Raw genomic sequence first — 14,257 nt, 5'->3', positions numbered from 1 at the left:
TGGCTGAAACCAGGCTTAGCCCCAGCAGAGCTCGGTGCCCTTGGCCGAGTCGATCGACGGCACGCCTTCGGCGGGCTTGTCGGTGACAAGGTTCACACCGGTGTTGAAGAAGGACAGGCCTTCCGACGTGGCCGGCTTGGTGCCGTCTTTGGCGAAGGCCACGATGGCCTCGATGCCCTTGGACGCCATCAGCAGCGGGTATTGCTGCGAGGTCGCGCCGATGACGCCCGACTTGACCGAGGCCACGCCCGGGCAGCCGCCGTCAACCGAAACGATCAGCGCTTGGCCTTCTTTGCCAGCGGCCTTCAAGGCCTGATAGGCGCCTTCGGCTGCGGGCTCGTTGATCGTGTAGACCACGTTGATGTCGGGGTCTTTTGCCAGCAGGGTTTCCATGCCCTTTTGGCCGCCTTCGGGGTTGGCGCCCGAGGATTCGTGGCCGATCACGCGGGGATCGGTTTCCGAACCCATGACGGTCAGATCCGGAACTTCGATGCCGAAGCCGACCAGGAACCCGGTGTCACGGGCGACGTCGACCGAGATGTTGTCCTTGTTGATGTCCAGCATCGCGATCTTGGCGGTGGCCGCCTTGTCGCCCAGCTGGGCAGCAGCCCACTTGCCGATCAACAGACCTGCTTCGAAGTTGTCGGTCGCAAAGGTGATGTCCTGTGCGTCCTTGTCCGCCAGGGGCGTGTCCAGAGCGATGACCAGGATGCCAGCCTCACGAGCGGCCTTCAGGGCCGGCCCGACCGAGTCGTTCGATGGGGTGATCAGGATGCCCTTGGCGCCAGCGGTGACGCAGTTTTCGACGGCGGTGATCTGCGGGGCGGCGTCGCCGTCCACTTCACCGGCATAGGCCTGGAAGTCCAGACCGGCGTCGGCGGCGGCCTTCTCGGCGCCTTCCTTCATCTTCACGAAGAAGGGGTTGGTGTTGTTCTTGGTGATCAGGCAGGCCAGGTCGGCAGCCGAGGCAGAGCCTGCAACCAGAGCAAGCGCAGCAGCGCCCAGAAGAGCGGCTTTGAACGTCATGGATATTCCTCCCAAGGAATGTGGACTTGTCGTCCGGTTCATCCCGGGGCGATCTCCCTCTCCCCGGCGATGGCGGCAGAAAACCTGATTCCCAAAGCCTCGTCAAGATAAATAAATCAGTGTGATTTATTATTGACAGTCGCGCGGTGGCGCCGCAGTCTGCCGCCATCTTGCTGGCTCGAGGAGGAGGCGGCAGGAGATTCACAGCTTGGGGACCTCGATGCTGATCGGTATTCCGCCCATCTTGGGGCCTGACCTTTTGTTCACGCTGCGGTCCATGGGCCATGGCGACGAAATCGCCCTGGTCGATGCGAATTACCCGGCGCAGGAACATGCCCGCCGTCTGGTGCGGGCCGATGGTCATGGGGCGCTGGATCTGGTGCGGGCGATTCTGGCGGTGATGCCGCTGGACCGTTCGGTTCCCCATGCGGTGATGCGGGCGGCGCTGAACAACGATCCGGCGCAGGCGGGCGATTTCCACCAGGGCTTTGATGCGGCGATTGCCACGCTGGCGCCGGGCTTTGCGGTCCTGCCGTTGAAGGGGGCCGATCTTTACCCCCGCATCCGCGCGGCCCATACCATCGTCGCCACGACGGAATCCGCCTTGTTCGCCAATGTGATCCTGCGCAAAGGCGTGATCGACGCGAATGGAAGACCGGCCTGAGGCGGCCATGCAGAACACACCCGAGCCCACCGACCGACAAGAGGCGCCGCGCGGCACGAACCAATCCGGGATGCGCGCCTATAACGAACGTCTGGTGCTGTCTTTGGTCCGCCAGCACGGCGCGCTTGCGAAATCCGACATTGCCCGCATGACCGGGCTTTCGGCCCAGACCGTCAGCGTGATCATGCGCGCGCTGGAACAGGACGGGCTTCTGATGCGGGGCGAACCGGTGCGCGGTCGCATCGGCCAGCCCTCGGTGCCGATGTCGCTGGATGCCGATGGGGCCTTCTTTCTGGGGCTGAAGGTCGGGCGGCGGTCGGCCGATCTGGTGCTGGTCGATTTCCTGGGGACGGTGCGCGGGACCCACCGCCGCATCTACCGCTATCCGACGCCGCAAGCCGTGGTGGGCTTTGTCGCGGGCGCCCTGCCCGGGCTTTTGTCCACCCTGCCAGTTGACTTGCGCAGCCGGGTGGCGGGCCTGGGCGTGGCGATGCCCTTTCAGCTTTGGTCCTGGGTCGAGGCGCTAGGCGCCCCCCAGGACGAGATGGACAGTTGGCGCGACCATGACATGCGCGCCGAATTGGCCGACGTGACCGGCATGGCCGTCTATGTGCAAAACGACGCCACCTCGGCCTGTGGCGCCGAACTGGTCTTTGGCACCAAAGAGCGGCCGAAGGACTTCCTGTATTTCTACTTCGGCACGTTCATCGGCGGGGGGCTTGTGCTGAACGGCCAGCTGCATCTGGGGCGCACGGGCAATGCGGCGGGCGTCGGCCCCATGCCGGTGCAGGGCCCCGATGGACGGATGCGCAGGCTTTTCGACAGCGCCTCGCTGTCCGTTCTGGCCGAGATGATGGAGGCGGCGGGCGAAAGCTCTGACCACATCTGGGAACAGCCCGAGGTCTGGCGCGTGTCGGACGCGGTGCTGGACCGCTGGATCGCCTTGGCGGCCGAGGGTCTGGCGGGCGCGATCCTGTCGGCCGCGACGCTGCTGGAGCTGGAATCGGTGCTGATCGACGGCTGGATGCCGACCTGGGTGCGCGCCCGGATGGTTGCGGCCACGCAAGAGGCCTTCCTTCGCCAGGACCTGTCGGGCATCGCCCCCCCCCTGCTGCGCGAAGGGTCACTTGGTGCCCAAGCGCGGTCGCTGGGGGCCGCGGCCATCCCCCTGTCCCAACGCTATCTGATCGACCAGAACGCCGCCGCCCGCGAGGCCTGAGGCCCCCGTGCCCCGGAGCCTGGCTCCCAAAGCCGCCCCTTTCAGACCGAGGCCCCGGGTCAAGCCCGGGACGCCGCCGCGAAAACAACCAGGTCGCCCCCCGATCACCCGCCCGTCAAAAAGGGCGCGACCTGCATCGTTGCGGGCACAGGCACCCCCAGCCGAGCCAGGATCGTCGGCGCCAAAGCCAGCTGATCCAGCAGCACATCCTTGGCCGGCCCCTGCCCGTCACCAAAGTAATACAGCGCGAAATCCCTTTGGTCGTCACTTGCCCCGCCATGATGGCCCCGCGCGTCCTGACCATGGTCGGCCGTCACGATGACCTCGTATCCCGCCGCCCGCCAGCGCGGGATAAAGCCCGCCAAGGCCTCGTCCATCCGGTAACAGCCGTCATCCATCTCGGCGCAGTCGTGAAAGAACCGATGCCCCAGGGAATCCAGCGTGCAGGTATGCAGGATGCCGTAGTCGATCCCTTTGCGCTCACATAGCAGGGTCAGCGTGGCGAACAGGTCCAGATCGGCGGGCGTCATCTGGTTATACGACGAATCCCCCGTCATCGTGTGAAACCGCCCATGGGTGATCGGCCCGCCGGGTTCGTCATATTCGATGTCGCCGACCATATCGAACGGCGCGCGGTTAAAGAACTCGGACCAGAAGGAATGTGTCACCGCCCCGGTCGTCAGCCCGGCTTTGACCGCCTCGGAGAACACATCCGGAAACGCCAACCGCCGCCGCGTCGCATTGCCCCAGATGCCATGAACCTGCGGCGCAAGCCCGGTGTGAATCGACGCATAGCAGGTCCCACTGGTCGAGGGCAAAACCGACCGCATCCGCCAAACTCGCGCCTCGCCATGGGCCACCCAGCCCTCCAGATTCCCAAACAGCCGCCGCCAATTCCGCCACGGCACGCCATCCAACAGGATCAACAGAACCTTCGCCATACCGCCCCCATTCATCTTTTCAAAAATATCCCACAGGGGGTCTGGGGGACGTGAAGTCCCCCAGGGTGGGGTCAGTTCCCCGCGCTTTCCATCCTGCGGCTGCCCAAAACCTCTTCCAGCCAGCCAAGCCGCATCTCGGGCACCGAGGACAACAAGAGGTCAGTATAGGCATCGAAGGGCGGGGCCAGGACCTCGGACTTCGCGCCGTAACGCACCACCTCGCCGCGGTACATCACCGCGATCTTGTCGGCGATGGCGCGCACCGTCGCAAGGTCATGGGTGATAAACAGATAAGCCACGCCCTCTTGCGCCTGCAAGGCCAGCAGCAGCTTCAGGATGCCATCGGCCACCAGCGGGTCCAGCGCCGAAGTGACCTCGTCGCAGATGATCAACTTGGGCTTGGCCGCCAAGGCCCGCGCGATGCAGACGCGCTGCTTTTGGCCGCCTGACAATTCCGCCGGATAGCGTTCGGCGAACCCCTTGCCCATCTCGATCTGATCCAGCAACTCCGCCACACGGCGGGCCTTTTCAGCACCCTTCAGGCCGAAATAGAACTCCAACGGTCGGCCGATGATCGTGCCGACGGTCTGGCGCGGGTTCATCGCGGTATCGGCCATCTGATAGATCATCTGCAACTCGCGCAGATCGTCGCGCGACCGCCCAGCAAGATCGGGCGACAAGCGACGCCCGGCAAAGGTCACAGCCCCCTGATGCGGCGGCAAAAGCCCGGTGATCGCCCGGGCCAGCGTCGACTTGCCGGACCCAGACTCGCCCACCACCGCCAGGGTCTGCCCCGGTGCCACATCGACCGACACCCGCTTCAGCACGTCGAAATTTGTGCCGCGATACCGCGCCGTCACCGCATCGACCGTCAGGATCGGCGCCGCGGGGGGCTTTTCGACATGGGCAATCTCGCGGACCGAGACCAGCGCCTGCGTATAGGCCTGCCCCGGGCGGTTGATGATCTGATCGGTCGAGCCGTATTCGACCGTCTTGCCATGCCGCAGCACCATGATGTCGTCGGCCACCTGCGCCACGACGGCAAGGTCATGGGTGATATAGATCGCGGCCACCCCCTGATCGCGGATCGCCTCCTTGATCGCGGCCAGAACCTCGATCTGGGTGGTCACATCCAAAGCCGTGGTGGGCTCGTCAAAGATCACCAGGTCGGGCTTCGGGCACAAAGCCATCGCCGTCATGGCGCGCTGCAACTGCCCGCCCGAGACCTGATGCGGATAGCGGTTGCCGAAACTCTCCGGGTTGGGCAGGCCCAGCTTGCGGAACAGGTCGACCGCGCGGGCCTGAGCGGCCGGGCGGGTCATCACCTTGTGCAGAAGGCAGGTCTCGATCACCTGCTCCATCAGCTTTTTCGCCGGGTTGAAGGCGGCAGCGGCGGATTGGGCGACATATGTCACCTCGCGCCCCCGCAGCGCGCGCAACGTCACCGGCCCCGCGCCCCTTATGTTGCGCCCGTTCAGCAGGACCTCGCCCCCGGTCAGCCGCACACCGCCGCGTCCATAGGCCATGGCGGCCAGGCCAATCGTCGATTTCCCCGCCCCGGATTCGCCGATCAGGCCCAGAACGCGGCCCTTCTCCAGGCTGACCGAGACGCCATCGACCAGCACCACCTCACGCGGTTTCTCGCCGGGGGGATAAGAGGTCGCCTCGATCTTCAGGCCCTTGATTTCCAGCAGGTCAGCCATGGAGTTTTTAGCCATTCCGGCCTCCTTTGAGCGAGGTCGTCCGCGACAGGACCCAATCCGCCACCAGGTTCACCGCAATCGCCAGAACCGCGATGGCAATAGCCGGCACCATGGCCGCCGATTTGCCATAGATCAGCCCGTCCTTGTTCTCCCGCACCATGCCGCCCCAATCCGCAAGCGGCGGCTGGATGCCAAGGCCAAGGAAAGACAGCGTCGAGATGAACAGCACCGCAAAGATGAACCGCATCCCGAATTCGGCGACCAAGGGCGACATGGCGTTGGGCAGGATCTCGCGGAAGATGATCCAGACCTGACCTTCGCCGCGCAGCTTTGCGGCCTCGACATAGTCCATGACCGCGATATCGGCAGCGACCGCACGGCTTAGGCGGAAGACGCGGGTGCTGTCCAAAACGCCCATGACCAGAACCAGCGTGGTCAGCGTCAGGGGCAGGACCGACAGCACCACAAGGGCCACGATCAGCGAGGGCACCGCCATCATCACATCAACCAGCCTTGAAAGCCCGGTGTCGATCCAACCGCCGCGCACCGCCGCGAGGAACCCGAAAAACGCCCCCATCGAAAAGGCCAAGGCCGACGACGCCAGCGCGACAAAGATCGTGACAGCGCCCCCATAAACCAGCCGCGAGAAGATATCCCGCCCGATCGTATCGGTCCCCAGCCAGAACTGGGCCGAGGGGTTCTCCCACACCTTGCCCACCGTCTCGTTCAGCCCATAGGGCGCGATCAGGGGGGAGAATATGGCGGCCAGCACCATCAGCGCGGTCAGGCCAAGGCCCAGCATGGCCGAAAAGGGAATTCTCATTTCGGATGCCTCAAGCGCGGATTGGCCACGATGCCCACGACATCGGCGAATATGTTCAGGCCGATATAGACAGCGGCAAAGATCAGACCGACGGCCTGCACGACCGGCAGGTCTCGCTTCGACACATGGTCCACCAGGTATTGACCAAGGGCGTTATAGGAGAACACCACCTCGACCACGACGACGCCCACGACCAGATAGGCCAGGTTGATCACCACGACGGACACGATGGGCGCGACCGCATTGGGCAAGGCATGGCGCCAGATGACCTGCATCGGCGACAGGCCCTTCAGCTCGGCGGTTTCGATATAAGGCGACTGCATGACGTTCAGGATCGCCGCCCGCGTCATGCGCATCATATGGGCCAGCACCACCATGACCAGCACGATGACCGGCAAAGCCACGGCGTGCAGGCGTTCCAGAAAGGTCATACCCGGAAAGACCATGGAAACCGGTTGCAGGATCGGGATGACCTGGGTCAGCAGGTAAATGACGAAATAGGCCGCGACGAATTCTGGCAGGGAAATGGTCGCCAAGGTCACGCCGGAAATCAGCTTGTCCGGCCAACGCCCGTTGTGGCGCGCGGCCAAAAGGCCAAGGCCGATGGCAAAGGGCACCGCAATGACGCCCGCACAGGCGGCCAGGAACAGCGTATTGCCCAGCCGCTGCCCGATGGCCTGGGCGATGTCCATCTTGTTGGTCAGCGCCTTGCCGAAATCCCCGGTCAGCGCATGACCCAGCCAGGAGAAATACCGCGTCAAGGCGGGCTCGTTCAGCCCCAGACTCTCGCGCATGTTGGCCAGGGTCTCGGGCGTGGCGCCCTGGCCCAGGATTTGCTGCGCGGTGTCACCCGGCAGGGCCTCGACGCCCAAAAAGATCAGCACCGAGACCGCCAGAAGCAATATCAGGCCCAGCGCAATGCGCTGGACCACCAGGATTATCAGCGGATGCATCAGCTCAGGCTTCGAGCCAGCACTTCACCAGCGCCTTGCCATCCATCAGCGTCCCCGCCGGATTGGCGACCCAACCGCCGACTTCGGCGCGACGGCCTTCGACCCAATCGTTGAACATCGGGCAGATCAACCCGCCGGTGTCGCGCAGGATATTGGCCATCTCCGAATACTGCGCCTTGCGCTTGACCGGGTCCAGCTCGCCACGGGCGGCCAACATCAGCTCGTCGAAATGCGCATCGACGAATTTGGTGTCGTTCCAGTCGGCGGTCGACAGGTAAGCCGTCGAATACATCTGATCCTGCACCGGACGCCCGCCCCAATAGGACGCACAGAAGGGCGCGACGTTCCAGACATTCGACCAATAGCCGTCATCGGGCTCCAGCTTGATGGTCAGCGGAATCCCCGCCTCATTGGCCGAGGCGACAAACAGGTTCGCCGCATCCACAGCCCCCGGGAAGGCCGCGGGCGCCACCTGCAACACGATCGGAGAGCCGTCATGGCCCGAGGCCTTGTAATGTTCGGCCGCTTTGGCCGCATCAAAGGCCCGCTGCGGGATCGCATCATCAAACAGCGGATAGGCCGCGTTGATCGGGAAGTCGTTGCCGACAGAGCCCATGCCGCCCAGGATCTTTTCCACCATCTCGTCACGCTTGATGGCCAGCTTCAAGGCCATGCGCAAGTCGTTGTTGTCAAAGGGCGCCTGGGTGCATTGCATGATGAACACGTAATGCCCCGGACCGGCCGCACGCTCGATCACGACGCCTTCGGCACCGGCCAGCATTTCCGCAATCTTGGGATCGACCCGGGTCATCATGTGGATCTGGCCCGCGGTGATGGCCGCGGTCCGGGCGGTGTTGTCGTTGATCGACAAGACCTCGACCGTGTCGGCAAACCCGCGCGAGGTGTCCCAATAGGTCGGGTTCTTCTCCATCACGCAGCGCACGCCGGGCTCGAATTCCTTGACGATATAAGCGCCGCAGCCGATGCCCGCAGCCGGATTGTCCACGCCGCCGCCGGGCTGGATGATCAGGTGATAATCGGCCATCAGGAAGGGCAGGTCGGCATTGGCCGCAGCCAGCTTCAGCGTGACGGTGTCGCCCTCGGCGGTCATCTCGGCGATGCCCTTGACCAGGCCTTGCGCGCCCGACTGCGCCTTGTCATCGGTGTGCCGCTTCAGCGTCGCCACGACGTCCTCGGCCGTGACCGGCGCGCCATTGTGGAAGGTCATCCCCGCGCGGATCTTGAACTTCCACTCGGTCGCATCGGCGTTCGAGGTCACTTCCTCGGCCACGCGCATCGACAGGACGCCACCCGGCTCCAGCTCCACCAGGGTCTCACCCCAGGTCATGTTGATCATGAAGGGCACATCGGACGCCGCCAGCGCCGGGTCCAGCGAGTCGGTCGACTGCCCACCCTGAACGCCCGCCCGCAGCACGCCGCCCTTCTTGGCTTGCGCCTGGGCCACCATCCCGAACATGGAACCGGCGACCGAGGCCGAAAGCCCCAGGGCCCCCATGCGCCCGACAAAAGCGCGGCGGTTGATCTTGCCGCTGGCCGCCAGCCGCACGAGGTCTTTCATTTGGTCCGACATTGTCTTCTCCCTGTTGTCCCGTCTGATGCGGGTTGTCATTGGTGGTATCAAAGCGCGAAACCGCGCCAAGACAAAGCATTATTTCAAACGACGCGGCCCCCTAGACAAAGCGCCGCGCGACGCTGTCATCCCACTCGCGGCGGAAAACCTCGGTGTCGCCCTCATAGGCCACCAGCCGCGCTTTCATCCGCAGATGAGTGGCGGTGCCGGTCATCTCGGCCCAGGCCTCGGTCCGCACCCGCCAATCGCCACGGGACAGCCGCTGCTCCCAGGTATGGGTCGCCACAGCTGATAACGGACCCGCGCCGATCTCCCAGCGTTCCGTCATCGTCTCGCCCGTGCAAAGCCCATGGGTCAGGTTCTCCACATCGCCGAGGTCATCCACGACGACCATGGCCCGCGTGCCCGTGATCATGTCCCGTTCGACCTTGCGCGTGGTCTTGCCCGGGCGGATCACCCGATGCTTCCATGGCGCGGCATGGGCCACCGCCGGGGGCTCCCAGGTCGCCCCGCCCTCATGCACCGGCAGGTCCAAGGACCCCGAAACCACGGTCAGGCGCCCAGCCTCGGGTGAGGGCCAGACAAAAGGCCAATAGGCATTGGACAGCGCCAACCGCAGGTGATGGCCCGCTGCCACGCGATAGGCCATCTGGTCCAGATCAAAGGCCAGATCATAGACCTGACCCGGCACCAGGACCTGCGGCGCCTCGGCGCTGTCTCGGTGGCACAGGTTCAGCATCCCATGCGCGATCCGCGCCGAAGACCCATCGGGCGCCACATCACACAATCGCGCCACGACAAAGCCCAAAGCCTTGTCCGACGACAGTCGCAATGACACCCGCGCCGCCCCCATCAAGGCCAGCGGGCTATCCAGCACCGCCCCATCAAAACACAGCGACAAGGCATCATCCGCCGCCTGATCCCCCGGCATCTCGCCATTCAGCCCCATCGGAAAGAACTCGCCCGCATCCATCCCCAGATGCATGGGCGAAGCGATCACCCCCAGCCTTTCATCTTTTCCCAAATATCCCGCGGGGGGTCCGGGGGGCGCGAAGCCCCCCGGGGCCAGCGGCCAAACCTGCCGCGACACGCCCTCGGTCAGCCCGCCCGCCACCCAACGCCCCGCCCGGGCCTTCGCAGAGGCATCCGGAGCCTCGGAGTCCATCATCCAGACCCGATACACCGGGTCCGCATCGGCGCCATTCGGAACCCCCTTCAACCAGCGATCCCACCAGCGCAAAGCCTCGTCCAAAAACCCAACCGCAGGCCCCGGCACCGCCGTGTGCGGATACTGATGCACCCAAGGCCCGACGATCCCCTTGGCCCCCGGCACATTCCCCACGATCTTGGCGACCGTGTTCATGTAATTGTCGGCCCAACCGCCCCAGACCTGGATCGGAACCACGTTCTGCGCCCAATCCTCGCCGATAGAGCCGTGCTTCCAATAGTCCGACTTCTCCTGGAACTCCGCCCAGCGTGGCGCAAGCCAGGGCTCTGCCTCCAGCCGGGCCATCCACATCTCGTGCCAGTCCGGGCGCAACAGCGGGTCCGGCGGGCGACTGGAATAGGACAGCATCACCGCCCCCCAGCCGAAATTCTCGCCCAGCAAACAGCCGCCCTTGTAATGGATATCATCGGCAAACCGGTCAGAGGTCGAACAGACCGACACCACCGCCTTCAACGCCGGAGGCTGCAGAAACGCCGTCTGCAGGCAGTTGAACCCGCCCCAGGACTTGCCCATCATCCCCACCGCGCCGCTGCACCAGGGCTGCGCGGCCAGCCATTCGATCACCTCGCAGGCATCGGCCAGCTCTTGAATCGTATACTCATCCGTCATCAACCCTTCGCTGTCGCCATTGCCGCGCATGTCGACGCGCACCGCCGCATAGCCATGACCCGCGAAATAGGGATGCATCATCTCGTCCCGAGGCAAGGTGCCATCCCGCTTGCGATAGGGGATATATTCCAGCACCGCCGGAACCGGGTGCGCCGCCGCATCCTCGGGCATCCAGACCCGGGCCGACAGCCGCACCCCGTCGCTCATCACGATCCCCATGTCCTCGGTTTCGACGACCTTGAAAGGGAATTCGGTGCGACTGGTCATTGGGGTCTCCGTTTTGACCATTGGGCAACGGGAAGCGCGGCAAACCCCGCCCAGTTCCGCCGCTTTGCCACCCAAAACCGACAAAGCCCCATTCCGCCGCCAAATCCCCCCTTGCCAGCCCTGCCCCACGCGCCTTAGCCATTTCGCAGGCCACAGGAGACCAAGATGACCAAGCGCCCGAATATCCTTATTGTCATGGTCGATCAGCTGACCGGGACGCTGTTTCCCGATGGTCCGGCCGACTTCCTGCATGTGCCCAACCTGCGGGCGCTGGCCGAAAATTCCGTGCGCTTTGCCAATGCCTACACGCCCTCGCCTTTGTGCGCGCCTGCCCGCGCGGCCTTCATGTCGGGGGCTTTGCCGCGCCGCACGCGGGTCTATGACAATGCCGCCGAATTCGCCTCGGACATTCCCACCTATGCCCATCACCTGCGCCGGGCGGGCTATCAGACCGCTCTGTCGGGCAAGATGCATTTCGTCGGCCCCGACCAGATGCATGGGTTCGAAGAGCGCCTGACCACCGACATCTACCCCGCCGACTTCGGCTGGACGCCCGACTACCGAAAACCCGGTGAGCGGATCGACTGGTGGTATCACAACCTCGGCTCCGTCACCGGCGCCGGCGTGGCGGAAATCACCAACCAGCTGGAATATGACGATGACGTCTGCCATCAGGCGGTGCAGAAGATCTATGACCTGTCGCGCGGCCTTGACCCCCGCCCCTGGTGCCTGACCGCCAGCTTTACCCATCCCCATGACCCTTTCGTGGCGCGCAAAAAGTTCTGGGACCTGTATGAAGGCATCCCGGAGCTGGAGCCGCCTTCGTCGCTGGCCTACGAGGATATGGACCCCCATTCCCAGCGCCTGATGGATGCCTGCGACTGGCGCGGGTTGGAGGTCACGGCCGACCATATCCGCCGCGCCCGTCAGGGCTATTTCGCCAATATCTCTTATGTCGATGCCAAGATCGGTGAGATTTTTGCCGCGATGGAAGCCTCGCGCCAAGAGGCCGTGGTGGTCTTTGTCAGTGACCATGGCGAGATGCTGGGCCGCAAGGGCCTGTGGTTCAAGATGAATTTCTTTGACGGCGCGGCGCGCGTGCCCCTGATGATTTCGGCCGAGGGGCTGACCCCGGGGCTGGTGGAAACGCCCGTCTCCACCATCGACCTGACGCCGACTTTGTGCGACTTGGCGGGGATTTCCATGGAAGAGGTCATGCCCTGGACCGATGGCGAAAGCCTGGTCCCTCTGGCGCAGGGCACCCCGCGCACGACGCCGGTTGCGCTGGAATATGCCGCCGAGGGCACGATCACGCCGATGGTCTGCCTGCGTCAGGGCGCCTGGAAATACATCCGCTGCAAGGCCGATCCGGACATGCTGTTCGACATGGCCTCCGACCCCGACGAAGAGGTCAACTTGGCCTCCGACCCTCGCGCCGCCGAAGTGCTGGCCCATTTCCAGGTCATGGCCGAGGACCGCTGGGACCTTGACGCCTATGACGCCGAGGTCCGCCAATCCCAAGCCCGCCGCTGGGTCGTCTATGAGGCTTTGCGCAACGGCAATTACTACCCCTGGGATTACCAGCCGCTGAAGCTCGCGTCGGAACGCTATATGCGCAACCACATGGATTTGAACGTGCTGGAGGACAACAAGCGCTTCCCGCGGGGGGAGTGAGCGGCGGGAACCAACCGAGCGGCGGGATCAATCCCGCCCTACCCGCGCCCGTCAGTCGCTCTGCATCAACAGCGTAGCCCGGGGTATGCCCCGGGTTACTTGCCGAACCACAACCCGCCGTCAACCGTCACCGACACCCCGGCGTAATCGCGGATCGCATGGTCGGCCACCTGCGCCTCGGTGCCCAGGATCTGCATCACCACAGCCCCCGAAGCCCGCCCCGCCGCGATCCCGGCATGGGCATCCTCGAACACCATGCAGGCCGCCGGATCGACGCCCATCCGGCTGGCCGCCAGCAGATATCCCATCGGGTCAGGCTTGCCCCGCGTCACATCGGCCGAGGTGATGAAGACCTCTGGCAAGGGCAGCCCGGCCGCCCTGACCCGCGAGGCCGCAACCCGCGGCGTGGCCGACGTCACCAGGGCCCAACGCCCCCGCGCGGCCTCCAGCACGGCTTCGATCCCCGCGATGGGGGCGATGCCGCCGATATCCCCGGCCTCGTAGTCGTCCAGCCACAGGGCCTCGGCGTCGATGGCCTGGGCGCTGGCGCCGGGCATGAAATGGGTGATCGTGTCGCGCGCGCGGCGCCCGTGCATATAGGCCATGACCGTCTCGGGGTCGGTGCCCACCCGCGCGGCCCAGGCCCGCCAGGCCCGGTCCACCGCGGCAATCGAGGTCAGGATCGTGCCGTCCATGTCGAACAAAAAGGCCTGAAACGGCCCCAATCTACCGGTGAATTCCATGCGCGCCTTCCCGAAATCCCAATATCTTTCAGGCGATCATGTAGCCGCCATCCACGGGAAGCGAAACACCGTTCATCATCGAGGCCGCATCGGACAGCAGGAAAAGCACGACCTCGCCCACCTCTGCGCTTTCGGCGAAACGGCCCAGGGGGATGCGGTTCAACATGCCCGCGGATTTGGCCGGATCGGACCAAGCCTTGACCGCCATGGGGGTCAGCGTCACCGTCGGGTTGACGTTGTTGACCCGGATGCCCTGCGGCCCCAGTTCCTTGGCCATGACCCGCATCAGCCCATCCACCCCGGCCTTGCTGGCGCAATAGGCGGCATGGTCGGGGATGCCCACGAAGCTTGCCACAGACGAGACGTTCACAATCGCCCCCTTGGCCCCGCGCGCGATCACGTCCCGCGCATATTCCTGCGCCACGATCATCGGCGCCCGGGTGTTGACCGCCATCAGGTGATCAAAGGCCTCGGTCGTCGTCTCAAGAAAGCTTTGCAGCTCCGTCGTCCCCGCGTTCGAAATCAGATAATCGCAGGGGCAAGCCGCCCGCGCCGCAGCCCTTGTCGCCACCGCATCCGCAAGGTCGACCTGATGCGCCTCGGCGCCCATTGCCCGCAGTTCGGCCACATCGGCGGCGGACCGCGTCAAGGCCACGACCACAGCCCCCCGCGCCAAAAGCATCTCGGCCAGCACCCGGCCGATCCCCTTGCCCGCCCCCGTCAACAGAACCCGTTTGCCCGTGAAATCCATCTTTATCTCCATGTTGATACGGGTCGCGCCTCCTGCCAAGGCGCGACCCGCTGTCCCGGAGGGGT

General features: G+C 64.8%; 12 protein-coding genes. 3 read left to right on the top strand and 9 right to left on the bottom strand.

Features of this window, described 5'->3' with window-relative positions:
• Window positions 1-15: 15 nt before the first annotated feature.
• Window positions 16-1,026, bottom strand: coding sequence for a substrate-binding domain-containing protein (locus NX862_RS09945; RefSeq protein WP_264493754.1), 1,011 nt, complete (start codon window positions 1,024-1,026; stop codon window positions 16-18).
• Between the two features lie 220 nt (window positions 1,027-1,246).
• On the opposite strand from NX862_RS09945, the gene NX862_RS09940 reads away from it, so the two are divergent.
• Both NX862_RS09940 and NX862_RS09935 read left to right on the top strand, forming a co-directional pair.
• Window positions 1,247-1,690: an RbsD/FucU family protein gene (locus NX862_RS09940; RefSeq protein ID WP_264493753.1), complete on the top strand. Its 444-nt coding sequence runs from the start codon at window positions 1,247-1,249 to the stop codon at window positions 1,688-1,690.
• Between the two features lie 7 nt (window positions 1,691-1,697).
• Window positions 1,698-2,909 carry an ROK family transcriptional regulator gene (locus NX862_RS09935; RefSeq protein ID WP_264493752.1) on the top strand — a complete coding sequence of 404 codons (1,212 nt, stop codon included), beginning with the start codon at window positions 1,698-1,700 and terminating at the stop codon, window positions 2,907-2,909.
• A 104-nt stretch (window positions 2,910-3,013) separates the two neighbouring features.
• Here NX862_RS09935 and NX862_RS09930 read toward each other — a convergent pair whose 3' ends face one another.
• The 6 genes from NX862_RS09930 to NX862_RS09905 form a co-directional block, all read right to left on the bottom strand.
• Complete coding sequence (locus tag NX862_RS09930; RefSeq protein ID WP_264493751.1) at window positions 3,014-3,850, bottom strand: alkaline phosphatase family protein; 837 nt, start codon at window positions 3,848-3,850, stop codon at window positions 3,014-3,016.
• Between the two features lie 71 nt (window positions 3,851-3,921).
• Window positions 3,922-5,553, bottom strand: coding sequence for an ABC transporter ATP-binding protein (locus tag NX862_RS09925; RefSeq protein WP_264493955.1), 1,632 nt, complete (start codon window positions 5,551-5,553; stop codon window positions 3,922-3,924).
• Window positions 5,554-5,560: 7 nt separating this feature from the next.
• Window positions 5,561-6,376: an ABC transporter permease gene (locus NX862_RS09920; RefSeq protein ID WP_264493750.1), complete on the bottom strand. Its 816-nt coding sequence runs from the start codon at window positions 6,374-6,376 to the stop codon at window positions 5,561-5,563.
• Window positions 6,373-7,329: an ABC transporter permease gene (locus tag NX862_RS09915; RefSeq protein WP_264493749.1), complete on the bottom strand. Its 957-nt coding sequence runs from the start codon at window positions 7,327-7,329 to the stop codon at window positions 6,373-6,375. The genes NX862_RS09920 and NX862_RS09915 overlap by 4 nt, the downstream gene beginning before the upstream one ends.
• Before the next feature lie 4 nt (window positions 7,330-7,333).
• Entirely contained in the window at window positions 7,334-8,920 is a 1,587-nt protein-coding gene (locus tag NX862_RS09910) for an ABC transporter substrate-binding protein (RefSeq protein ID WP_264493748.1), read from the bottom strand.
• Between the two features lie 100 nt (window positions 8,921-9,020).
• Complete coding sequence (locus NX862_RS09905; RefSeq protein WP_264493747.1) at window positions 9,021-11,024, bottom strand: CocE/NonD family hydrolase; 2,004 nt, start codon at window positions 11,022-11,024, stop codon at window positions 9,021-9,023.
• Between the two features lie 165 nt (window positions 11,025-11,189).
• On the opposite strand from NX862_RS09905, the gene betC reads away from it, so the two are divergent.
• The gene (gene betC, locus NX862_RS09900) at window positions 11,190-12,698 is read left to right on the top strand and encodes a choline-sulfatase (protein ID WP_264493746.1); all 1,509 of its coding nucleotides are present in this window, start codon (window positions 11,190-11,192) and stop codon (window positions 12,696-12,698) included.
• Window positions 12,699-12,793: 95 nt separating this feature from the next.
• On the opposite strand, the gene NX862_RS09895 is transcribed toward betC, so the two are convergent.
• Window positions 12,794-13,441, bottom strand: a complete 648-nt coding sequence (locus tag NX862_RS09895; RefSeq protein WP_264493745.1) for an HAD-IA family hydrolase — start codon at window positions 13,439-13,441, stop codon at window positions 12,794-12,796.
• Window positions 13,442-13,469: 28 nt separating this feature from the next.
• Complete coding sequence (locus NX862_RS09890) at window positions 13,470-14,192, bottom strand: SDR family oxidoreductase (protein WP_264493744.1); 723 nt, start codon at window positions 14,190-14,192, stop codon at window positions 13,470-13,472.
• Window positions 14,193-14,257 lie beyond the last annotated feature (65 nt).

The sequence above is a fragment of the Stagnihabitans lacustris genome (genome assembly GCF_025950525.1).
Taxonomy (GTDB): domain Bacteria; phylum Pseudomonadota; class Alphaproteobacteria; order Rhodobacterales; family Rhodobacteraceae; genus Stagnihabitans.
Note: the sequence above shows the minus strand (reverse complement) of the source record. Positions and strands in the feature narration are given on the sequence as shown.